The organism is Streptomyces sp. NPDC001941 (genome assembly GCF_040296945.1).
In the GTDB taxonomy this organism is placed as follows: domain Bacteria; phylum Actinomycetota; class Actinomycetes; order Streptomycetales; family Streptomycetaceae; genus Streptomyces.
The window spans coordinates 1-23,009 of sequence record NZ_JBEOYE010000105.1 but is presented as its reverse complement, the minus strand read 5'-3'; the positions used below and the strand labels follow the sequence as shown (position 1 = coordinate 23,009).

Annotated in this window: 13 protein-coding genes; 10 read left to right on the top strand and 3 right to left on the bottom strand. The window is 70.9% G+C overall.

Annotated features, from left to right (window positions below; genetic code table 11):
• Positions 1–241 precede the first annotated feature (241 nt).
• Positions 242–709, top strand: coding sequence for a hypothetical protein (locus tag ABT160_RS39805; RefSeq protein ID WP_351653518.1), 468 nt, complete (start codon positions 242–244; stop codon positions 707–709).
• Positions 710–809: 100 nt separating this feature from the next.
• On the opposite strand, the gene ABT160_RS39800 is transcribed toward ABT160_RS39805, so the two are convergent.
• Positions 810–2,411: a hypothetical protein gene (locus ABT160_RS39800; RefSeq protein ID WP_351653516.1), complete on the bottom strand. Its 1,602-nt coding sequence runs from the start codon at positions 2,409–2,411 to the stop codon at positions 810–812.
• A gap of 598 nt (positions 2,412–3,009) precedes the next feature.
• Positions 3,010–3,864 carry a 3'-5' exonuclease gene (locus tag ABT160_RS39795; RefSeq protein ID WP_351653514.1) on the bottom strand — a complete coding sequence of 285 codons (855 nt, stop codon included), beginning with the start codon at positions 3,862–3,864 and terminating at the stop codon, positions 3,010–3,012.
• Positions 3,865–4,175: 311 nt separating this feature from the next.
• Here ABT160_RS39795 and casA point away from each other — a divergent pair, with 311 nt between their 5' ends.
• The 6 genes from casA (at position 4,176) to cas3 (ending at position 15,024) form a co-directional block, all read left to right on the top strand.
• Entirely contained in the window at positions 4,176–5,873 is a 1,698-nt protein-coding gene (gene casA, locus ABT160_RS39790; protein WP_351653512.1) for a type I-E CRISPR-associated protein Cse1/CasA, read from the top strand.
• Positions 5,874–5,905: 32 nt separating this feature from the next.
• Positions 5,906–6,520, top strand: coding sequence for a type I-E CRISPR-associated protein Cse2/CasB (gene casB, locus ABT160_RS39785; protein ID WP_351653511.1), 615 nt, complete (start codon positions 5,906–5,908; stop codon positions 6,518–6,520).
• Positions 6,517–7,722, top strand: a complete 1,206-nt coding sequence (gene cas7e, locus ABT160_RS39780) for a type I-E CRISPR-associated protein Cas7/Cse4/CasC (protein ID WP_351653509.1) — start codon at positions 6,517–6,519, stop codon at positions 7,720–7,722. The genes casB and cas7e overlap by 4 nt, the downstream gene beginning before the upstream one ends.
• Positions 7,719–8,465, top strand: a complete 747-nt coding sequence (gene cas5e, locus ABT160_RS39775; RefSeq protein WP_351653507.1) for a type I-E CRISPR-associated protein Cas5/CasD — start codon at positions 7,719–7,721, stop codon at positions 8,463–8,465. The genes cas7e and cas5e overlap by 4 nt, the downstream gene beginning before the upstream one ends.
• A complete protein-coding gene (locus ABT160_RS39770) occupies positions 8,462–9,139 on the top strand; it encodes a type I-E CRISPR-associated protein Cas6/Cse3/CasE (protein ID WP_351653505.1) in 678 nt (225 codons plus the stop codon). Before cas5e ends, ABT160_RS39770 begins: the two co-directional genes overlap by 4 nt.
• 2,609 nt (positions 9,140–11,748) lie before the next feature.
• Positions 11,749–15,024: a CRISPR-associated helicase Cas3' gene (cas3, locus tag ABT160_RS39765; protein WP_502984386.1), complete on the top strand. Its 3,276-nt coding sequence runs from the start codon at positions 11,749–11,751 to the stop codon at positions 15,022–15,024.
• A gap of 739 nt (positions 15,025–15,763) precedes the next feature.
• On the opposite strand, the gene dnaE is transcribed toward cas3, so the two are convergent.
• Complete coding sequence (gene dnaE / locus ABT160_RS39760) at positions 15,764–19,045, bottom strand: DNA polymerase III subunit alpha (protein WP_351653504.1); 3,282 nt, start codon at positions 19,043–19,045, stop codon at positions 15,764–15,766.
• 332 nt (positions 19,046–19,377) lie between these two features.
• Here dnaE and ABT160_RS39755 point away from each other — a divergent pair, with 332 nt between their 5' ends.
• From ABT160_RS39755 to ABT160_RS39745, 3 genes are all read left to right on the top strand, one after another.
• Positions 19,378–20,139 (top strand): DsbA family protein, encoded by a 762-nt coding sequence (locus ABT160_RS39755; RefSeq protein ID WP_351653502.1) that lies wholly within the window; start codon positions 19,378–19,380, stop codon positions 20,137–20,139.
• 110 nt (positions 20,140–20,249) lie between these two features.
• Positions 20,250–22,352 carry a HEAT repeat domain-containing protein gene (locus tag ABT160_RS39750; RefSeq protein ID WP_351653501.1) on the top strand — a complete coding sequence of 701 codons (2,103 nt, stop codon included), beginning with the start codon at positions 20,250–20,252 and terminating at the stop codon, positions 22,350–22,352.
• A gap of 271 nt (positions 22,353–22,623) precedes the next feature.
• A complete protein-coding gene (locus ABT160_RS39745; RefSeq protein ID WP_351653500.1) occupies positions 22,624–22,998 on the top strand; it encodes a hypothetical protein in 375 nt (124 codons plus the stop codon).
• Positions 22,999–23,009 lie beyond the last annotated feature (11 nt).

Genomic DNA, 23,009 nt, shown 5'->3' with positions numbered 1-23,009 from the left:
ACCCCGGACAGCGACGAGCCCGGCGGTGGGCGCGTGACACGATCGGGGCCCTGGGTGCCCTACGGCGATCGCTGTCCCGACGCGCCCGACCCCGCGTTGCTCTCAGCGTCCGTGAGGGTGATGTCCTTGCGTGGGCTGTAGGCGCGGATGCGTAGGGACCAGGCAGGGGGAGTGCCGTGACCCGGCTGTGTTCACCGGGGTCAGTACGCTGTGGCCGGTTGCGGTGGCGAGGAGGGCGGGCATGACACGGAGACTGATGGTGGATGACGCTGTGAGAGTGCTTGGGAGCGAACTGAGTTCAGGGCAGCGAGCACTTGACGATCTCGTCACGGAAGACCTCTGGCTGGCCTTCCTCCGATTCGGCCGACAGCTGTTCGACGTCCCGGACACACCCGACGCCGACGGTCTCCTGTTCCAGTACGGGACCCACGCGTTCGACGGCCCTCCGGCGTTCACCCTGGACCTCACCCGGCAGTTTGAGATCTCCGACAGCAACGGTGATCACGACCACTACCTGCAGGTCCACTGCGAACTCACCTACGGCCACGCACCCACCCTGGAGGCCCTGGGAAGCTTCGACTCGTGGTTCTTCCACGATGCCGGAGACGATCTCGACGAATGGGCCCACGGACTGACCGAGCGCCCTGCCTGGGCAACGATCCACCGCCTCAAGCCAGCCGAGATCAGGACGTATCAGGAACAGGTGTAGTCGCTCACGTCGCCACCGTGGCGTGACGCCCACTCGGCTGGCTGAGACTGCCAGGGCTGGCCCCAGCGGCGACCCTCCGTCGGCCGGCCGCTGCGACGCTCTACGTCCAGAGGGGGCAGGCGAGCGGGAGGACCCGCTCGGTCAGCTGGCCGGTGAGTCCGGTGTCGGCGAGGGCCGCGTCGATAAGCCAGTCCGCTTGCGTCAGCTGGTCGACCAAGTGCTCCAGTTCACCCGGATCGACTGGGACCGCGGCGGCGAGTGCCGTCAGGGCGATGCCCTGCACGCCGGGACCCAGGCGCCCTTGGGTATCGGTCTGGGTGGCGAGGGTGAGGGCGAGCAGCCGGGTCGCGGCGGTGGCCTTGGCTTTGCGGAGCTTCTTGTCCGAGATGACCTTCTGCGCCCAGCCAGAGAGCTTGGGCCGCATCTTCCTGCCGAACGTGAACGGGCCCGCCTTGCCCTCATCGGGGACCAAGGAGGGGACGGTGACGGGGGTGGCGTTCTCAGGCCGCGAGGCGAGGAGCTCGCCAGCGGTGCCGGGCAGCTGCAGCCAGCCGCAGCCTGTCAGGTCCTCGATCAAGTCCTCGGGGTCGGTCAGGCCCAGGGCGGTGATGTCCTGGCCGACGAGGTTGCCGGTGCCAGTGTGCGCGGTGCGCAGGGTCAGCATCAGCGTGAGCAGCCGCGCCTGCGGGCCCGGCAGCGGGGCGTGGTCGGCGGCGTAGGTGAGGACGGAGCGCGCGTGGTCCCACTGCGTCCGTACGGTCAGCTGCCGCTGCACCACCGGCCCGCAGTCCATCGCTGCGGTGCCGCCGGGGCTTTCCATTCCGGCAGGTCCCGTATCGGGATGCCCGGGTGAGCTGACGGTCCGGCCGGCGCGGTGTTCGTGCTGGAGGCGGATGGCAGCGGCGGCCTGCTGGGAGCGTGCGGCCTCGTCCCGCAGGACCGACCCGCCGCCGGCATCGGCCCAGGCGGCAAACGCGCGGGCTTTACGTTCATGGAGGTCGGCGAGCGTGGCCAGGTCGGGCTCGCGCTGCTGGTAGCTGCGGAAGAGGTCACCCAGCGCGATGAGTTCGTCCCGCAGCTCGGTGGGGCGCAGGCTGTGCGGGATAGTCCGCTGGCCGATCCTCGAAGGCAGTGACCGGCGCCGTTCGGGGCGCGGGCGGGGAGCGGGAACGGCCGTCGCGTCGGTGGCGGCCGGCTGGGGGTCGGAAAACAGGGGTGCGCTCGTACCGGCGACCGTGGCGGTGGGGTCCGGGCGGGGGGTGCTTTGCGGGCGGAGCGGCGGGGCCGTGGCCGCGGTCGTGGCGCCCGGGGTGGCGGCCGCGCACCGGGCACAGCATTCCATCGCCTGCCACCAGCGGCCTTCCCGGTCGGTGACCACAGCCAGGACCACCGGGCCGCCACACCGCCAGGGTTCACCACGCTGACGCCGCTCAGCGGGGCGCACGTGTGAGCTGCACTCGTGCGCCTTGCACGCGCAGTACGCCTGGGCCCGGGGCGCGGGAGCGGCCTTGAGATGGGCCTTGAGGTGAGCGACAGCGGCGGCGCGCCCCTCGGCCGCGGACGGCCACCGCTGTACGGCGCAGGCAGGACGACTGCACGAGACACGCACGGCCGCGCTGCCGCGCGCGGCGGCATCCAGGCGCACGATCCAGGTGCGCCCCACCAGGCGTTCGACCGGCTCGGTCGTCGTCACTTGCGTCATGCCCGCTCGCTTTCCCCGTTGCGCGTTCGTCCTGCTGGTCCCTGCTCCATCACGCTGCACTGGCTGACCGGCCCTTCCCACCGTACGTGTCCAACTCGCCCTGGGCGCGGGAGAAACGCGTTCGCTGCCTCTGTGGGGTGGGTATCGGGTGCACGGTGGCCTTGCAGGCGTACGTGATCGCCGTGGCGTCGAACGCGCGCACGACGGCCGGTGATGTCGTCTCCGGCCAGGTGGCTGTGGGCCAGTCACCGGCCGGGCAGCACGGCCTCCCGGTGACCTGGCCTCGCAGCGGGGTGCCTGCACGGCCCGCCGGCAGCGGGACCTGGACGCGGGAGGGGCCCGGTGTGCTGCGAGCGCTCGCACGGCGGGCGGCGGACACGCTCCGGCTGACGGCCGGATGCCGGGATACCGACGAAGCCGCCGCGAGGACCGCCTGCTTGGAGCGCACGGCTTCGTCGCGGGCGGCCGCCCGGTGTAGGCCGCTGCTGCGCGGGAGCCTGGTAGCCGGTCGCGCCACCGTCTCCCGCATCCGCCCGAAGTCCCGCAGGGCGCGCTGCAGTTCGTTCGCTGCCGCGACCTGCTGCGGGTGGTGGCGTACTCAGGTACCCGCCGAGGCGAGGTGGCGCAGGCGTTCGAGCAGGAGAGTGCAGTGGGCGGCGGCGTCGTAGTTTCCGCCGAGTCTGGGGTAGCGGTAGGCCTGCCGGCGCTCCGACCACAGTCCGCTCGCGGCGGCGATGGGAGGTAGCGCGTTGTGCCAACTGCGCTGCTGGAGCCAGGCGTTGACCTTGTGGTGCTGCTGGTAGTGGCGCTGGAGGTCGCGCTGGATGACGTGGCGGTCGAAGGTGCTGTTGTAGGCGACCAGGCGGCGGTTGTGGGTGAGGTGGGTGAGTTCGGCGACGATGTCGCTGAAGGTGGCCGCCTGGGCGGTACTTGAGGCGGTCAGGCCGTGCAGCGCGCTGGCGGCGGGGTCGATCGCTGCCTGGGGGTCGAGGGTGTGGTCCAGGCGGAGTGTCCCGCTGGTGTCGATCGCGGCGATCTGGACGGCGTAGGGCTCGTGCAGGCCGGTGGTCTGCACGTCAACGATGAGGGTGGCCGGGTCGGCCAGGGCTTTTCGGGCCCAGGAGATGGCGTGCGCGCGGTCTCGTGGCCAGCTGCCGGGTCGGCGCAGCGTGCGGACGGCGTCAGCGAAGGTGGGGTGGCGTTCGCCGGTGGCCTGCACGCGCCAGGCGGCGGGAGTGCCGGGGTGGGCGTGGACAGTGCCGAGGTAGGCCGGGGCCGCCTGGGGTGCGGTCCGGTAGAGCGCCCAGGTCGGCGCGGTGGTGTCGGCGGGGCGGATGCAGTCGACGGGCTGGTCGTCGACGGTCAGGGTGATGACGTCGCGGGCCGGGTCGGGTTCCCGCGGGTGTGCGGCGGCGTGTGCCGGGGGAGCGGGGTGCGTTGCGTGGTGGTGCATGGTCGGGTGCTTTCGTCGGCGGCGCGGAGTGCTCGGGTGGGCCGAGGTTAGTGACCCGGGGGCCGGTGCGCGTGGGACGCGCCGTAGGCCATCGGGGAGAGCAGTCGGGCGCATCCCGGGCCGGGCGAGTGGGACCGATCCCGGGCTGCCCATTTGCCCGCTTTTCCCGCTTCGGCCTGTAAAAGCCCAGATCACAGGCTTACCTGACCCGTTGTCAGTGGGTGCTGATATCCCTAGATACGCCTGCAAACGCCCTGAAGGGAGTGTTCGTGAGCGAGTTGCCCACACCTGCCCAAAATCGGACTAACGACATGTCTGATGATGCGGTCCCGGCTGCGACCGGAGAGCCCCGCCCTCACACGCCCGCGCCCTGGGCCGAGCACCACCTGGCCATCCCCCCAGCCCGCCCCGCCACCGACCCGCACCGCCACATCCAGTTCGACGTCGCCGAAGACCCGTGGATCCGGGTGTGGCCCAAACCGCACCTGACCGCCCCGCAACGCCAGGAGCTGGCCCGGCTCCTGCCGCACACCCCACCGGACGGCCCGGCGCTCACCGGCCTGCGGGCCCTGTTCACCGCGGCCCACCTGCTGGACCGTATCGAAGCCGACCATCCGCCCGTCGAATCGGTCCTGCGCCGCCTGCTGGCCGCCCTCACGGCCCGCATAAGCGGCCTGGACGACGACCAGGCAAACGCCGAGACCTGGCTCGAACACCGCGAACAGCTCCTGGACCGCGGCGCGTTCGACCCCGCGCGCGTCGAGGACTACTTCCAGCGCCGCTGCCAGGGCCGCTGGAACCTGTACGGGGGCGCACACCCCTTCCTGCAGGACCCGCGCCTGGCCAGCGAGGCCCCGCAGCTCAAGCCCCCCGCGCGCCTGGCGATGAACCGGCCCTCGGGCAACAACGCCGCCTGGTCCCACCTGCTGCCCCAGGACACGCCGCTCACCCCCGCCGAATCCGTGAACTGGCTGCTGGCGTGGCAGGGTTACGGACCCTCAGGCACCGCCAGCACCCGCACGCACGGCACCCGCTCGGACAAGACGTGCAATGCCGGGCCCTACCGCCGCCGCGTCTGCTACTTCCCCCTCGTGCCCGGCGACCTGTTCGCCACCCTCGTCCTGTCCGTCCCCGACTCCGCCTCCTGGCCCACCGGACCCGGCCCCGACCTGGCCCCCTTCGAAGCCACGGACCTGCCCGACCCGCTCAACCCCCAAGCCCCCGCCGGACCCGTCTCACTGCTGACCGCCCGCACCGCACACGCCGTCCTCCTCGACGGCGACGCGGCCCTGGGCACCACCGGATGCCGGATCGTATGGGCCACCACCGGCGGCCTGCCCGCCGCCAACGACCCCTACCTCATCCACCGCAGCAAAGGCGGCCCCCTCCCCGCCGACCACACCCGCCAGACCTGGCGCGACCTGGACGCCCTGCTCCTCAAAGAACGCCCCGGAAAGGAAACCGCCTACCGGCCCGCCATCTTCAACACCATCGCCGACCTCCCCGTCCCCCTCATCAAGACCCTCGCGGTCCGCGCCCTGGGCTGGGACCAGGGCTTCGACGACCGCAACCGCCAGTGGAGCGCCGCCACCACCCCGCCCGTCCTGGCCTGCATCGAAGAACACGACCCCCAAGCCGCCGCCACCGTCGCCGCGGCCCGCGAACAAGCGGAAGCACTCGGCCACACCCTCAGAAAGACGCTGCTGGACGCCTGGACCGAGGCAACCGAGCCGACCGGGGCCACCCCGAACGGCGACGCCAAACGCCGCTCCGAAGGCTTCCTCGACCGCGCCATGACCCACTACTGGCAGCTGGCCGAGGACGAGTTCTGGACCTGCCTCAACAACACCGACCACCAGCCCGCCTACCGGCACGCGGCCCTGGAAGTCTTCGACACCGCCGCCGCCAGCCTGAAGAACACCACCCAGGGCATCCAGGCCGCCGCCCGCGCCCGCGCCCGGCTCGCCACCCCGCCCCGCACCCGCAAGGCACCCGCGAAAACCCGCTGACCCCCACCCCACCCACCACGAAAGGCCCCCTCGTGACCGCCCCCGCACCCGACCCCCAGCCGACCGACCCCGGCCCACCCCAGCCGCCGCCCTGGCTGACCCGCTCCCTCAGCTACATGGAACACGTCGCCCGCGTCTGCGCCACCCCCGGCGGCCGCGCCGACCTCGCCAGCTGCCAGAGCCCCCGCGAACTGAGCGAACCCTTCCGGATGCTGCCCCACGTCCGCTCCCGCATCCCCGGCCACCACCCCGACACCCGCCTCGCCTACCTCGCCACCACCGCCTGGTACGCAGCCCACGCCCCCAACCCGCGCCTGACCACCCCCGGCCAACCCGCCCTCTACCAGCCCGAACACGGCAACCTCGGCTGGTCCCTGGCCCGCGCCGTACGCGCCGGGCTCTTCCAGCCCGACCGCGCCGGCGAACTCCTGCAGGACCTGGTCCGCAAGCGCCGCACCGACCACCTCGTACGCGACCTGCAGCCCGCCATCCACCGCCTCGCCACCGAACGCGTGCCCCTGTCCTGGCCACGGCTGCTGTGCGACCTCACCCAGTGGCGCTTCAAGCGACTCGACATCGCCGACCGGTGGATGAACGCCCACTACAGCTACACCCCCCGCCCCACCCAGGAGGAGAGTTCCGCATGAGCATCCACATCGACCTGCACGTCCTGCACTCCTACCCGTACTCCAATTTGAATGCCGACGCCTTCGGATCACCCAAAATGGCCATCCAGGGCGGTGTCGAACGCACCCGCATCTCCTCGCAGTGCGTCAAGCGCGGCTGCCGCGAAGCAGTCGAGGCCGTGCTCGGCTACCGCGCCCTGCGCACCCGCCACGTCCCCACCGAGGTGGCGCGCAACCTCACCGAACGCGGCTGGGAACCGGAGGCGGCCGCCGAAGCCGCGGCGTCCCTGATGATCGCGGCCGGCATCAAGGGCCTGTCCATGGCCGAGAGCGGCGACATGACCAGCGTCATGCTCTTCGTGCCCGACCACGCCATCAACGAGCTCGCCGACCTGGCCGCCGCCAGCCCCGACGTCCTGCGCGCCGCCCGCGAAGCCGCCGACACCGACGCCAGCGACGCACCGCGAGGCAAGGGAACCAAGCCCAAGAAGAAGCCCGTCCCCAAAGAACTCAAGCGCCCGGTCGCGGAGTTCAAGGCAGCCGTACGGACGATCCTCGCCTCACGCAACGCCTCCATCGCCGCGTTCGGCCGCATGCTCACCGACGCCCCCGACGTCACCGTCAGCGGCGCCATCGCCGTCGCCCACTCCGCCACCACCCACGCAGCCGAAGAACAAAAAGACTATTTCACCGCCGTCGACAGCATCCATTCCGCCAGCGGCGCAGCCCACCTGGGCAGCAACGCCCACAGCGCCGGCACCTTCTACCGCTACACCATGATCAACGTCGACGAACTCTGCGACAACCTCAACGCCGACACCGACACCCTGCAAGCCATCCTGCGCGCCTACCTGGAAGAGTTCGCCAACCACGTCCCCGGCGCCAAGCGCAACAGCACCGCCCCCTTCAGCCCGCCCTCCCTCATCTACGCCACCATCCGAACCGACCAGCCCGTCAACCTCCAAGGCGCCTTCGAAGCACCCATCGTCGCCGACGACACCAGCGGCTGGATCACCCCCAGCATCGCCGCACTCGACGAACACGCCCACGCCATCCACGACTACCTCGGCGCCGACGACCTCATCACCGCCGTCCACAGCGGCACCAGCCCCGCCCTCGACCGCGCCACCCACCTCGGCACCCGCATCAAGGGCTACAAGGACCTCGTCGACGTCATCGTCACCGAAGCCCTCAACCACCACGCCAAGGACTGCCAGGCATGAACCCCGGCCTGCTCCTGCACCTGTCCGGAATCATGCAGTCCTGGGGCGGACCCCAGGGCGGCACCATCCGCGACACCTACCCCCACCCCACCCGCAGCGCCATCACCGGCCTCCTCGCCGCCGCCCAGGGACGCCCCCGCGGCAGCGACCTCACCGACCTGGACCAGCTCACCCACACCACCCGCATCGACCGCCCCGGCCGACGCCTGGTGGACTTCCACACAGTCGGCGGCGGCGCCCACAAGACACGCACCGTCCGCACCGCCGACGGCGACCCACGCGGCAACGCCCTCGTCTTCGACAAGTGGTACCTCGCCGACGCCGCCTTCACCCTCGCCCTCACCGGCCCGCCCCGACTCATCACCACCCTCGCCCAGGCCCTGACCCGGCCCGTCTACCCACCCCACCTCGGCCGCCGCTCCTGTCCCCCCAACATCCCCGTCCTCATCGCCACCAGCACCAACGCCGAACGCGACCTGCACGACATCCCCCTGCACCGCGAACCCGGCCGCGAAGACACCGTCACCATCACCTACCTCCACGAACACCCCCCAGCCGGCCACCCCCACCAAGCCCCCACCCACACCCCCGTCGACACCCCCCGCGGCCACCGCCACTACGGCCCCCGCAACCTGTGGGAAACCCGCCACACCGTACCCAGCGACCGCTGCGCAGGCCTGGGAACCACCTACCTCAAAGCCCTCACCACCCACCGCGACCGCCTCCTGGAGCACACCCCGTGACCACCGCCCACCTCACCCGCATCCGCCTCAACCCCTGGTCCCACCACGCAGGACGCGACCTCAGCAACGTGCAGAGCCTGCACACCCGCATCCTGGACCTCGTCCCCAGCCAGCTCGGCTCCTCCACCGAGGCCCGTAAGCAAGCCGGAATCCTGTTCCGCCTGGAACGCGACCGCAAAGGCCACACTCTGACTATCCAGTCCAAGGCCCCCCTCGACCTGGACGCCCTGCCCGTCGGCTACGGCGAGGTCGACGAACGAGACCTGACCCCCCTGCTCAACTGGTGCCGCACAGGCCACAACGTCAGGTACCGCATCGACGCCTGCCTCGCACGCTACGAGCCCAGCAAGACAACCAAGGCGAACGGAAAGCGCGACCGCGGCAAGAGGCAGCCCCTGTGCGGAGATAGGGCACTCGCCTGGCTGGAAACCCACAGTGCCGAGATTGGTCTCGCCCTCAGTACCAGCACTCACACAAGACTGCCGGAGATCTACGGCAGCAAGAACGACCCCACCAACCCCGACAACAAGATCTACATCCGCAACAAGGTCACCAAGCTCGAGGGCATCGCGACCATCACCGACCCTGACGCCGTACGCGCGGCCATCGCCAACGGCATCGGCCACTCACGCGCCTACGGCGCAGGACTGCTCTCGATCCGCGCCCTAAACTGAGAACCGAAGCAGCCGGGAGATTACCCTCCTGACCCGAACAATCCAGGCACACCCGCCCCTGAGCGACGCACCTTGACAACAGAATCCGCAAAACACGAAACGCCGCGGTCGACGTGGCGTCAAGCCCGCACACGCGGGGGTTCAATCAGAGCGTGGCACCATGCCGAAAACTCACACCGTGCATTGCCCGCTGCCCAGCGCGACAACCCGATCAGACAGATGCAGCATCCCTGTGAACACCAAGCACAGCCGGACAAGGATCTGGCCATGAAACGGCAAAGCCGCTCCATCGCTGCACTTCAGGAAGGGTCCAGCCTGCACGCGCAGGGGTCCAACGGCGACGGTCGCCCAGTAGCGGCCGGGCGGTACGTCCAGCCTGCACGCGCAGGGGTCCAACCTGGTGGCCTACCTGCTCTACATCGACCTGTTCGTCCAGCCTGCACGCGCAGGGGTCCAACGATCAACCACGATGAACGCAAGCAGATGAAACCGTCCAGCCTGCACGCGCAGGGGTCCAACGGAAGGGGACCCCGTGCCCCCGTCGCGCAAGATGTCCAGCCTGCACACGCAGGGGTCCAACGCAGCAGCCCGCCCCAGCCGAGGGCGTCGAACTGTCCAGCCTGCACACGCAGGGGTCCAACGGTCATCTGGTCCCGCCTGGACGGCGCGCTCTAGTCCAGCCTGCACGCGCAGGGGTCCAACGTCGTGCCGATCGAGCGAGCGATGCCAGGACGCGTCCAGCCTGCACGAGCAGGGGTCCAACGGTCTTGCCCGAGCCCATCGGGCCGATGACACAGTCCAGCCTGCACACGCAGGGGTCCAACGGAGCTGGCTGACATCGCCCTGGGCAAGGCGGCGTCCAGCTTGCATGCGCAGGGGTCCAACGGGGGCGTGGGAACTGGTCGGCGTCGAGGAGCCGTCCAGCCTGCACGCGCAGGGGTCCAACGATGTGCCGGGAGCCGAGCTTGGGGTCGCGGACGTCAAGCCTGCTCGAGCAGGAGTCCAACGGTGTGCGAGCAGCTGGTGCGCTCGCTCGTGCTGTCCAGCCTGCACGCGCAGGGGTCCAACGTAGGTCCGCAGCTGGATGGTCACCGCATCGCCGTCCAGCCTGCCTGCGCAGGGGTCCAACGGTGGGTCGTCAGTGGATCTCGTGGGGCAAGTGGTCCAGCCTGCACGGGCAGGAGCCCAAAGCAGGCGTTCTGTCACGTCCGCCCGCAGGACGAGTCCAGCCTGCACACGCAGGGGTCCAACGGTCCGGGCAGGGCACCGCGTCGTCACCGTCCAGTCCAGCTTGCACGCGAAGGGGGTCAACGCAGGGGCGATACCCGACAGTCGCCCTGCCAGACATCCAGCCTGCACGCGCAGGGGTCCAACGGACTTCACCGCCGCGGAGACCGGCGGCGCCACGTCCAGCCTGCACGCGCAGGAGTACGAGGCGTCCAGCCTGCACGCGCAGGGGTCCAACGGAGTACCCCTTGGCCCGCAGGTGCCAGAGGCCGTCCAGCCTGCACGTGCAGGGGTCCAACGTCGGTGTCGGTGTACCTGACCGCGCTGGAGGCCGCTAGCCTGCACGCGCAGGGGTCCAACGCTGATCACGTCCGCGCTGGTCGTCATCGCCCAGTCCAGCCTGCACGCGCAGGGGTCCAACGGCCGCGGCCGGCACCGAGTCGACGGGCCCGGCGTCCAGCCTGCACGCGCAGGGGTCCAACGGCCCTCCGCGGGCGCGGCCTCATCGACCAGTAGTCCAGCTGCCACGCGCAGGGGTCCGACGACAGCGGGACAGTTCCCGGCAGCCACGGAGCAGTCCCGCCTGCACGCGCCGGAGTCCAACGGCCCGCACCAACGCGACCTGGTGGTGGCCCGGGTCCAGCCTGCACGCGCAGGGGTCCAACGGCGACCACCGACGCGGCCCGTTCGGTAACCGCGTCCAGCCTGCACGCGCAGGGGTCCAACGCCAGCAGGAACAGGTATCCGCCGCCTGCCAGTGTCCAGCCTGCACGCGCAAGGGTCCAACGGCGGCCGTCGAGGAGCGCCTGGTGGAGTACGGGTCCAGCCTGCACGCGCAGGGGTCCAACGACCTCCATCACCGCTCTGGCCACCCAGGCGCTGTCCAGCCTGCACGCGCAGGGGTCCAACGTCGCAGCCGAGCATGATGCCGGACGACGACGAGTCCAGCCTGCACGCGCAGAGGTCTAACGGTGAGCCGGTTCTCGTTGGTCAGCGTGAACTTGTCCAGCCTGCACGCGCAGGGGTCCAACTCGCGACGACGACGCCCGCACCGGCCGCCTGCTGTCCAGCCTGCACGCGCAGGGGTCCAACGACGATCACCCAGCGCATGGACTCGGCGATCAGGTGCAGCCTGCACGCGCAGGGGTCCAACGTACGTGGCCCGCGGCATCGCCGGGGTGTTCCTGTTCAGCCTGCACGCGCAGGGGTCCAACGTCCTACAGCGCCGCCGTCGCCCTCGCGGGCGAGTCCAGCCTGCACGCGCAGGGGTCCAACGTCCCCGTGCCGCCGCACGTCCTCCGTGATCGCGTCTAGCCTGCACGCGTGCAGGGGTCCAACGCCGCCCTGTACGCCGCGACCGGCAAGTCCATCGTCCAGCCTGCATGCGCAGGTGTCCAACGGCGTACGAAGCCGAGACGGGCCAGGAACTCAAGTCCAGCCTGCACGCGCAGGGGTCCAACGCCGGAGAACAGGTCGACCGCGATCAGCTCGTCGTCCAGCCTGTACGCGCAGGGGTCCAACGTGGGAGGCGAGTCGGCCCGCGCCCTCGATGCTGTCCAGCCTGCACGCGCAGGGGTCCAACGCGCCCATCGAGGACGGCACCATCGCCGTCCACGTCCAGCCTGCACGGCAGGGGTCCAACGGCCGCCGTCGCCGGTCTTCTCGACGCCCCCGAGTCCAGCCTGTACGCGCAGGGGCCCAACGCGCAGGTAGAGGAGGCCGAGCTCGGCGGCGTCCAGGACCGATGTCGGCTGCCCGTGCGACGGCTGTGCCTAGCCCGCGCGGAAGGAGAGGTCAACGGAACCGGCACACGCCGGCCTGATCCGGAGGTGCGACCAGTGTGCTGCCCCCTAGACGTGATGTGGGCCAAGGATGAGGGCCTCAAGAGTTCGTATTCGGTGTCGTGTCATTCGCTGGATACGGCGGCGATGGCCGGCGAGTTGTGGGATCGCGCGTTGTCCGCCAGCCAGCGGCACCTGATCGCCGACAGCTTCGGTGTAGACGTGGCTGCGGCCCGGTTCATGGTCATGTTCTGGGCCGGGCTGCACGATGTCGGGAAATGCTGCTGGTCCTTCCAGGCGCAGCCTTCTGGCCCGATGCCGACGTTCCTTGGTACGCCTGGCTTTGAAGCGCCGCAGGGGTGGGTGAACGAGGGCGCGGTGCGCCATGAGCGGGTGACGCACCTGGTGTTGCCGCAGCTACTGGCGCCGTACGGCTACAGCGCGTCGTGTCTGCCGTCGAGGTCGCCAGCACAGCAGGTGGCGCAGATTCTGGGAGGTCATCATGGGGTGTTCGGGCGGATGCTGAGCCGGCTTGTGATGGCTGACCCGGGGGGTGCTGAGCCGCGGGTCGGGGTGGAGCGGGGCTGGGTGGAAGCCCGGGCGGCGCTCGTGGAGCTGGTGTACGAGGCGTGCGGCAGGCCGGTTGCGCCGGCCCGGGTCGCGCCAGCGGGGGTGGCGGTGCTGGTGACGGGGCTGGTGGTGCAGGCGGACTGGCTGGCCTCGCGGCGCAGCTGGGTGACGGACCGGCTGACCGCGTGGGAGGCAGGCGATCGTGATCATGTGGCGCATTTCGCGCAGTCGGTGAAGGCGGCGGCCGGGGCTGTGGACTGGTCGCAGCTGGCGATGCCCGTGTGGCGGCCGGTGCGTTCGTTTGCCGACGCCTTTGCGGGGATCACGCGGCCCTATCCGCTGCAGGAGGACATCGGCCGCCGTCTGCCGGGCCTGGTGACGGGTGCCGGCGTGCTGCTGGTCACCGCACCGGCCGGGGACGGCAAGACGGAGACGGGCCTGTTCGCCGGGCGGGTCATGGGCGCGGCGGCGGGCAGGAACGGGCTGCTGTTCCTGCTGCCGTCGCGGGCTGCGACCGATGCGATGTGGGCACGCTTGAAGGACTACGTCGCCCAGGCCGCCGCAACAAATACGCCGGTGACGCTCGTGCACGGGATGGCCTGGCGCAACGCCGACTACCGCGATGACGGCGGTGAGGACCTCGTGTGCGAGGAAGGCGTGTCCACCACGGCGGGCGAGTTCGTGCGTGAGCGCCATGTGGGCCTGCTGGCCGGGGTCGCCGTGGCGACCTGGGACCAGGCCGCGATGGCCACGCTGCCGGTCCGCTACAACGCGCTGCGCTGGATCGCCATGTCCGGCAAGACCGTGATCCTCGACGAGGCGCACGCCTACGACGCCTACGGCCACGCCCTGACCATCCGGCTGCTGGAGTGGCTGGGACACCTGCAGGTTCCCGTGGTGCTGCTGTCCGCGACCCTCACCGGCAGCGTCGCCCGCCGACTGATCACGGCCTACCTGACCGGGGCGGGGCACCTGGACCCGCAGGTGCCTGCGCCCGCCTACCCGGGCTGGCTCTACGCGGACGCCGCAAGCGGCGAGATCACCGCCTCGGCGGCGCTGCCCAGCCCCCGCGCACGCCGCCAGCACATCACCACCCACGTCGTACGCCACACCCACGACCTGGCCGTCACCGACGGACGCGCCCGCGCCCTGGCCACCGAGCTGGCCCCGCTGTACGACCCGGCCGCCGAGCCGGGCGCCGTCATGATCGTCTGCAACACCGTCAGCGACGCCCAGCACACCGAGCGCCTCCTCGCCAGCCTGCCCGGCGCGCGCCGCCCCCGACTCCTGCTCGTGCACGCCAAGATGCCCGACACCCAGCGCGAGGACCTCCTGCGCGAGCTGGGCACCCTCCTGGGCCCGGCCGCGACCCGCCCCGACAGCCCGCTGATCGTCATCACCACGCAGCTCGCGGAGCAGTCCCTCGACGTCGACTTCGACCTCGTCATCAGCGATCTCGCCCCGCTGGCCTGGCTCTTCCAGCGCGCCGGCCGCGGCCACCGCCACACCAGGCCCCCCGGCCACCGCCCGGCCTGGGCCCGCGCCACCCAGGACACCCTCACCGCAGAACCCCAGCCCCACCTGATCGTCCTGGCCCCCGAAAGCGGCCGCGCACCACACCACTGGCACACGATCTACGACGCGGCCCTGCTGCGCGCCACCCTCGACGTACTCCTCGAGCGCGACGGCGCCCCCGTGGCCGTACCCCACGAGCTGCCCGCCCTGATGGAACGCGCCTACGCGGACCTGAACACCCTCGCGGACCAGGCCCTGGCCGATGACCGGGCTCGTGCCCGCACCGAGGACGCGCACAGCGCGGCAGCGTACGCCGTGGCCATCCCGCGTCCCGACCGGGTCAGCGACCTGCACCAGGTGACCAGCCGCGCCGACGGCGAGAGCGGGACCCTCACCACCCGCCTGGACGCTGACTCCGTGCGGGCCCTGCCCGTCTTCGTCACCCCGGACGGCACCCGCTGGCTCGACGCGCACTGCACCCGGCCCCTGCCTCTCCCCGACCCCGGCCAGCGACGCCTCAACGCCGAACACGTCGCCGACCTCATCGGCCTGACCCTGCCTGTATCCGCAAGAACGCTTCCCGCAGGCAACCCCGAGACCGCATCGCCGCCCGCGTGGAAGCACACGCCGACAGCCCGCGACCTGCGACTGATCCCGCACCCGGTCACCGCCGACGGAACAGTCCAGCCCTATACCTTGGGCGCGCGAACCCTGCGGCTGGACCCGGTGCTCGGCCTGGTGTCAGGCCCGTGCCGCCAATGCGAGAACCCGAAATGCCCCCTGCCACAGTGACGCAACGCCCCTGCGCCGCGCACGACGAGGACAGGTGCGGCGCGCACGACGGACAAGCCGGCGTGCCTGAGGATGGAGCATGTCGTTCACAACGGGTCTGAAGTACCCGTCGACGACCTCCGGGGCGCCGCTCAGGACCCCCGCTGTAATCCGCCCCAGGGCGCGCCCCACGGCGGCTCGGGCCCCATGGACCCGCCGCGTCCCAGCCCGAGATGGGTGGGGACGCGGGGCAGTGAACCGGTAAAGAAGACGCTGACCAGGTCTGCAGGACCGGACGGATCCCCCCTGCCCAGATCGTCCCCGCGGGCGTACGCGACGCTGGCGACCGCCTGGGTGCCGCCGCGCTACTGCCGCACCTCCGGGTGCGGTGCTGGCCCGCTCGTCATCGAAATGGTCTGTACTGCTTTCCCTCTGCGGACCAGGAGTGTCAGCGGGCGTACCGGGGCGTCCTCGGAGTGCCCCCCTTCGGGGGCCGCCGCAATGTTGTGCTTGAGGTCATACGCTGATTCGACTCCCAGACTCCACGGCCACCCTTCAGCCACGGGATGGTCGTCCGCCCGCTGGTAGACATCTGCTACCGCGTCGAGCACAACGTCGCCTGCCTCCCACACGGGTTCGTCAGGCTGTCGGTTCGCAATCTCGCTCATGACAAGCATGGTGCCCACGGCGCTGACACCGAGCGGGCATCCCATCGCTCACTCACGCTCCGAACTCGGCACACCCGACTGCCAGATGATCGCTACGGGGACAACTCGCGGGACAACCGGCAGCCGGGCCCTGGACGTGCTGCACCCCCTGGGCGCCCACGGGGGGCCTTGCAGGCCTGGCGCTGGCGCCAACTGCGGCCGGGAGCACGCCGACGGCATCCCCGCGTGCGACGCATGGGCTGATGCCAGTGTCCTTGCCCAGGCCGCAGTCGCGCCGGGATGTTCCTGCGTGCGGGCCCGCCGGTCCTCGTTCTATGATCTCGACGAACCGGGGGGTGGTCGCATTGGTACGCCAACGACTGGCGGGCGCGGGCGTGTTGCTGTCGGTGATGCTCACCGCGTGCACGGCAGGGACGGGAACTCCGCCTACGCCGGCAGGCATGTCGGTCGAGCAGGTGCCGTGTGACATCGATGGACAGCACGTCCAGTTCGGCGTCGAGGACCTCGCGGCTGGTCATCGGCGCGAGTCCGGCGGGTTCGGCGGACACGATCTCCCCGCCGAGGGGCAGCTGGCCGTCGACAGCCCTGGTGTTGCGGCTGTGCCGGTGCAGCTCGGTGGCCTGCAGCAGCAAGTCACGCCGTGACTGCGCGCCTTGGAGCGCGGTGAGGGCGCCGATCTCGATGAGGCGGTGGGCCAGCGGGAGGGACGGGCGGGCGCGCAGCCACACATCCTGCAAGCTCGCGTACGGCTGTCCCGCCTCGATCCGGGCGGCTTCCTCGGCGCTGATCCCGCGGACCGTCGTCAGAGCCAGGCGCACCGCCTGCCCGCCCCGGGCCGGCGTCTCGACGGTGAAGCGCACCTTGGAGGCGTTGATATCGACGGGCAGGATGGCCACACCCATCCGCTTCGCGTCCTGGACCAGCAGACGCCGGCTCCACATGCCGGGGTCGTGCTCGAAAATCCCGGCGTAAAAGGCCGCCGGATGGTGCGCCTTGAGCCAGGCCGACTGCACGGCAGGAACAGCGAACGCCACCGCGTGCGCCCTACAGAATCCGTACGCCCCGAACTTCTTGACGATGTCCCACACCTCGTCGACCACATGCGGCGAGTAGCCGTGGTGGGCGGAGCAGTGACGAAACCACTTTTCCAGGGCGGGCAGCCGGTCCTTGTCGGCCAGGGCCCGCCGGGCCACGTCGGCGGCCGCGAGGTCGCAGCCTGTCATCGTCGCGATGATGTTCTGGATCTGCTCGTGCCAGATCACCACCCCGTACGTGTCATCCAGGAAAGGCGCCAGGTCTGGGTGCGGGTAATGAGGCTTCTCCAGTCCGTGGCGCGCGGCGATGAAACGCGCGGGCATTCCACCGGATACGGGCCCTGGACGGAAAAGGCTGATATCGGCGATAACGTCTTGCATATGCTGCGGCTGAAGTCTCGAGATGAGATCCTGCTGCCCGCTTGACTCAATTTGGAAACAGCCAAGGACATCGCCGCGGCGGATCAGCTCGAACGTGTCCGGATCGGCCAGGTCGACGTGATCGGGACTGTCGAGGTCGAGGTGACGGCCGGTGGTGCGCCGCACCTCGGCGACGGCATGGGCCATCGCGGACTGCATCCGCACCCCCAGCACATCCAGCTTCAACAGGCCCAGATCCTCCACTGCGTGTTTATCGGCCTGCACGGTGGGATATGCGCCGCCCGGGGCGGGCTGGACCGGAAGACGATCCAGCAGCGACACGTTCGACAGGATCACCCCGCACGGGTGCATGGAGAATCCGCGGGGCAGCCCGTCCAGGCTCGCCGCGAGCTCCCACAGCGGCCCGTACGCCTCCTTCTGCGCGGCCAGGGAGCGCAGCTCCGGAAGCTCATCAAGGGCAGCCGGAATGTCACAGGCGCGCACGTGCGGAAACGCCTTCGCGATCTGGTTCACCGTGTCGGGGGTAATACCGAGAGCGAGCCCGGTCGCCCGCAGGGCGTGACGCGCCCGATACGTTTCCGGCATTCCCGTCACCGCGACGCGCGCAGGCCCGAAACGCTCAAAAATCCGGTCATACACCTCTAGCCGTCGTTCCGATTCCACATCGAGGTCGATATCTGGAAGCGACGTACGGCGCTCGGAAAGGAACCGCTCGAAGACCAGCCGGTGCTCCAGAGGATTTGCCGTGGCCACGAAAAGCGCATGGTTGACCATCGAGCCGGCACCCGACCCGCGCGCGGCGACACGCACCCCCATCGCACGCGTATCCGCCACCACCTGTGCCACGGCCAGGAAGTAACTCTCGTACGACAGACGGGAGATGACACCGAGCTCGTGCTCCAGCTGCGCCTGCGCCCGCGTATCACGGTCCAGGCCGCGGGCGGTCATGCCCGCCTCGCACCGCTGCCGCAGCAGCCGCATCCCCTCCCCGCGCCCGCCAGAGGCCCCCACGGTGTGGGGCTCGGGGAAGTGACGGCTGCCGATCCCGAGATCGGCGACCGGATCCACCCGGCACAACTCCGCCGCCTGGACGGTGTCGGCCAGCAGGCGTACGGCCCGGGCCGGCGAGGCCCCGGCTCCCGCCGCGATCCGCTCCGCCACCCCCGCCATCGCCACGCCGTCCCGCAGCTCCCGCCGCCCGCAATCCAGCCCTCCCGGGTCGCGGGGGATGGGGCGCAGCAGCCGGGCGGAGTCCAGGACATCGGCGACCCGGTGCTGACGGCGGTCCTCGTAACGGACCGCATTGGTCAGCACCGCGGGAATGCTCAGGCGGTCGGCCAGGGTGAGGGTGTGCGCCGCGAGCCGCCGCGAACCGGGCCCCAGCCCGCCAAGATCGTGATCCACCACCTCCAGGCGCAGCCCGGCCCCGGCCAGCACCCGCCACGGCCCCAACAGCTCCTCGGCCAGATCCGCCCGCCCCGCCGACAGTGCCCGCACCGGCTCACTGCCAGGACCGAGCAGCACCAGGTGCTCCTCACCGCTCAGGTACTCCTGCAATGCCTGCTGAGAGGCGAGCGGGTGACCGGACGGGGCGGGGTGGGCGTGCGCCGAGGAGATCAGCCGGCACATCCGCGCCCACCCGGCGGCCGTACGCGCCAGCACCGTGACCCGCAGCGGCGGCTCGTCGACGAACGCGCCACCGCGCGCCGGGGTCCGGCGCCGCCGCGGCTCGCCGGCCGGGGCCCAGGAGGCGACGGCCAGGTCCACGCCGAACACCGGGCGCACGCCCGCTGCGGCGCAGGCCAGGGCGAAGGGGACCGCGCCGGTCACGTTGTCCCGGTCGGTCAGCGCCAGCGCGTCCATCCCGTACGCGGCAGCCCGCCGGACCAGGGCCTGCGGGTGGGAGGCGCCGTAGCGCATGGAGTACCCGGAAGCGACATGCAGATGCGGAAACCGCATACGACCCTCCGACCTCTCGCCAACCGACGGGTTTCAGCCACCCGCAGCTCAAACTAACCCGTGTTCGAATACTTGTGCGAGTCGGGAGAGGCAGGTGATACCACGGATGCTTCAGGTGACGACTGGGACTGTGCACTGGACAGGTCCAATGAGCACTGGACGTGGTGGCGGAGCTGAGCGCGTGAGTTGGCGGAGCGGGGTGCCGCCCTCGGCTCTGGCCTGCACAGTCATCGCGCCTGCACGCGTTTGCTCGGCGGCGGTCCGGCGACAACCCGGGTGCGCGGACGCCGGGTGGTCGCTTATGGTCGCCTTCTTTGCCCTGGGGAGGGATCATGCAGGTCAGTCGTGTGAGGGGACGTGTCGCGGCAGCGGTCGTACTGGCTGTGGTGATGACCGGATGCGGGACGCACGCGGGCGGTGGCCGGGAGTACACCCCGCAGAACGTGCCCGAGGCGCTGGGCAAGGACGGTGCCTCGATCGTCGTGGGAGACCCGCAGGCGCCAGTCACGGTGCGGATGTACGAGGACCCGCGCTGCCCGGTGTGTGAGGAGTTCGAGCAGGAGGGCGGCGCTGACGGCCTGGAGGACTTCACCCGCCGGCACCGGGTGCGTACCGAGTACGTGATGGCGTCGTTCCTGGACGACAGGGCCGGCAGCGGCTCGAAGCGGGCCGTCAACGCCCTGCGGGCCGCGCTGGAGGCAGGCAAGTTCGTCGAGTACCACGAGGTGCTCTTCGACCACCAGCCCGTCGAGCAGATCACCGGCTACACCGAGGCCGACCTGCTGAAGCTGGCGAACCAGGTCGAGGGCCTGCGCAGTCCCGCGTTCGACCAGGCGGTCAAAACGATGAAGTACCGCGACTTCGTCACCGCGGCGCAGAAAGCCTACGACCGCTCCACCCCGGACGGCCGCGGCCCCGGGACACCCAACGCCGAGATCAACGGCCGCATGATGCCCGAGGACTACCGAGGCCACCTGTTCGACACCACCGGCCTGACCAACCTGCTGCGCATGATCCAGGCCGACCCCTCCGGCTGGGACGACGCGGTCAACCGGGCCAACTCCTCCGCGCCCCCGTTGGACAGCGGCAACTGACCCCCGCGGGCCGCCGGGCCACGAAAGGGCCCAGGGCACCCCGGCCGCTAGAGACGCTCGCCGTCCGCCAGCCCCAGGCACTGTCAGTGGCGTCGTCCATCATGCCGAACATGATCAACGAAACTGACTGGTCGGCGATGACCCATGCCTACGGCCCGGCCGGGGACGTGCCGGGGTGGCTGGCCGCGATGCGCTCGCCGGTCTCCGTAGAAAGGGACGAGGCGTACCGCGACTTCTACAGCGCCGCCCACCACCAGGGCGACGTCTACGCGTGCACCGTCGCGGCGATGCCCTACCTCCTGGACCTGGCCGTGGACGACGCCGCCCCGGGCCGCGGTGATGCACTGTCGCTCCTGGTGAGCATCGGAGACCAGGCCCTTCAGCGGAGTGACGGCATCTACTTCGGGCCGGACGGCCAGGAGACGACCTGCCATACCGACGCCGTCACCTGGCTGCGCGCCCATGTCGACACCCTGGTCCGCCTCTCCGCGGACCCCGATCCCGGTGTGCGCCGGCCGGCGATTGCCGCTCTGCCCTTGTTCGTCGAGGACGCGTCCCTCGCGGCGGCCGCACTGCGCGAACGCCTGACAGACGAGGCGGGCACCCGCGAGCGCCTCGCGGCCGTCGAGGCGCTGGCCGACCTCACCCTGCGCACCCAGGCACCGCTGCCCGAAGGCAGAGCCTGGCTGACCGCGCTCGCCGACGACCCGGAGCTCGCCCCGGACCTCCGGCTGGCCGCCCTGGTCCACCGGGCCCGCTGCACACCCGAACAGATCACGCCGGACACCGTGCCCACCGCGATCAAACTGCTCCGCGAGCTCGCTCCACCAGCCCCTGCTTCGTCGCGAGAGGTGAGCTGCCAGGCCGTGCGAGGGGACTGTCCGTGCGCCGCAACAGAGAAGCCGGCGCAGGAGAATGCCCCGCCGCAGGTCGCGGCGGCCTTCGAAGACCTCGAGCGCGGCCAGCGCGTGCACGCACCCACCACCGGGCTGCTCACCACCCTGCACGGCGTCCTCGACGACCGCGTCCAGGACCGTATCGCCTTGCTGACGGCGCAGGTGACCAGCCCGCACCCGGCAGTACGCCACGACGCGATCGCGATGGCCCGCACCCTCCTTTCCGCCTCCCGCACCAGCCGCCAGAGCGTCATCAGCCTGCTCCTACGCCTCCTCGAACCCGGCAACCCCTACACCGCGGCCGTCGCGGCCGAGACCCTCAAGGACTTCTCCGCCATCGCCGCCCCGGCGCGCGAACCCCTGGCCGACTACCTCACCACCCAGCGCACAGCCCATGGAGGGGAGCTGTGGGCCGCGCGCCCGGCGCAGCTGCGCCGCGCGCACCAGGAGGCCGTCATGGCACTGGCTACGCTCGGCGACTCGCGGGCCGTTCCCAGCCTCATCCAAGCCCTGGACCGTGAAGTGGACACCTGGCGGGCCCTTCAGGTCATCAGCCATCTGCCCCAGGCGGCACCCGAGTTCGTCCCACGCCTGTGCCGGATGCTCCAAGAGTGCGACCTGTCCCAGGACCAGGGCTTCGGCGGAGGCCCGGCCCTGTCCGTCATGGGAACGCTCAAGACCCTCGGCGACGCCCGCGCTGTGCCGGTACTGGCCGAAGCCGTACACGAGGCGTCACGCCACGAACAGTGGACCACCACCACCCGGGCCGTAGAGGCGCTGGCCGGTTTCGGGACGGCCGCAGCCAGCGCCCTGCCTACCGTCATCCCGCTCACCGAGGCACCCGACCCCGCTGTCCGCACCGCGGCCGCGGCAGCCTGGTGGGCCCTGCAAGGCAACACCGACGCGGTCATACCCCTGCTGATCGGCCTCCTCGACACCCACCAGAGCCGCGAAGCCGCCGACGTCCTCGCCGACATCGGACCCGCCGCAGCACCCGCACTACCGCAGCTGCGCGAACTGCTGAACGCCGGCTACGAGTGGACCCAGGTGCACGCGGCACGCGCCCTGTGGGCCATCGCCGGCGACGCGCAGGGGCCGGAGGCCGTCCGGATCCTTCTGGCCGCGTGGGAACAGAACGAGGCCACCGCGCACTTCGTCACAGCCTGCCTGGCTGACATGGGACCGCTCGCGGCGCCCGCGCTTGCCCGGGTCCGTACCGAACTCGCCCGTGACAGCTGCCCGGATGCCTGGCGCAGCGTCGGACACGACGAGGACATCCTGGCCCAGTGCCACAAGATCGTCACGCACGCCGGCTGACGCCCGCACCCGGCATCCGCCGGGCACGCGTGGGCCGCTGGTGCCAGGTGCGCGTCCTGGGCCACCACCCCCACCATGGCCGTCCCAGGCCCGCCGGGCGGCGGACATCGTTGGGAGCCCCACGGACACCGGCTTTGACCAGCGGAAACAACTCGCCTCCGGTGGTAATCCTGGTGCCGTTGTCAGTGGGTTGGGGTACTGTCCGTGGCTCTTGGCCGGATACCTGCCGTATCCGGCTATGCACGAACATGCACGACTCTCAGGGGTGGGAATGCAGTACGCACGCGTGTGCGCGATGACCGTCGTGGTGGGTGCGCTGGGCCTGGCAGGGTGCTCCCCGGACGGCGGGGAGGCGGGGCAGAAGCCTGCCGCGGCGAGTTCTCCGGCGGTGAAGAAGCCGGTAGGCCCGTACGCGGGCCTGAGCGCGGCGCAGGTCGGGCAGAAGGCCGTGGCCGCCACCAAGAGCCTCGCCGCGTTCCGTGTCGTGACCACGATGCAGGAGGAGGGCAAGCCACTGACCAAGGACTACCGGCTGAACAAGCAGGGCCAGTGCACGGGCCGGTATCGGGTAGGAGGGCCGGTTTCCCCGGCCCTCCCCCCACACCACCGGACATGCGGACCCGCATCCGGCGGTTCGTTCAGCTGATCTCAAGCGGG

Excerpts from the sequence above, each read along its gene's own strand:
- ABT160_RS39795 (WP_351653514.1), bottom strand. The coding sequence starts at position 3,864 with ATGCACCACCACGCAACGCACCCCGCTCCCCCGGCACACGCCGCCGCA.
- casA (WP_351653512.1), top strand. The coding sequence starts at position 4,176 with ATGTCTGATGATGCGGTCCCGGCTGCGACCGGAGAGCCCCGCCCTCAC.
- cas3 (WP_502984386.1), top strand. The coding sequence starts at position 11,749 with ATGCGCAGGTGTCCAACGGCGTACGAAGCCGAGACGGGCCAGGAACTC.
- dnaE (WP_351653504.1), bottom strand. The coding sequence starts at position 19,045 with ATGCGGTTTCCGCATCTGCATGTCGCTTCCGGGTACTCCATGCGCTAC.
- ABT160_RS39805 (WP_351653518.1), top strand. The coding sequence starts at position 242 with ATGACACGGAGACTGATGGTGGATGACGCTGTGAGAGTGCTTGGGAGC.
- ABT160_RS39745 (WP_351653500.1), top strand. The coding sequence starts at position 22,624 with ATGCAGTACGCACGCGTGTGCGCGATGACCGTCGTGGTGGGTGCGCTG.
- ABT160_RS39750 (WP_351653501.1), top strand. The coding sequence starts at position 20,250 with ATGATCAACGAAACTGACTGGTCGGCGATGACCCATGCCTACGGCCCG.
- cas7e (WP_351653509.1), top strand. The coding sequence starts at position 6,517 with ATGAGCATCCACATCGACCTGCACGTCCTGCACTCCTACCCGTACTCC.
- cas5e (WP_351653507.1), top strand. The coding sequence starts at position 7,719 with ATGAACCCCGGCCTGCTCCTGCACCTGTCCGGAATCATGCAGTCCTGG.
- ABT160_RS39755 (WP_351653502.1), top strand. The coding sequence starts at position 19,378 with ATGCAGGTCAGTCGTGTGAGGGGACGTGTCGCGGCAGCGGTCGTACTG.
- ABT160_RS39800 (WP_351653516.1), bottom strand. The coding sequence starts at position 2,411 with ATGACGCAAGTGACGACGACCGAGCCGGTCGAACGCCTGGTGGGGCGC.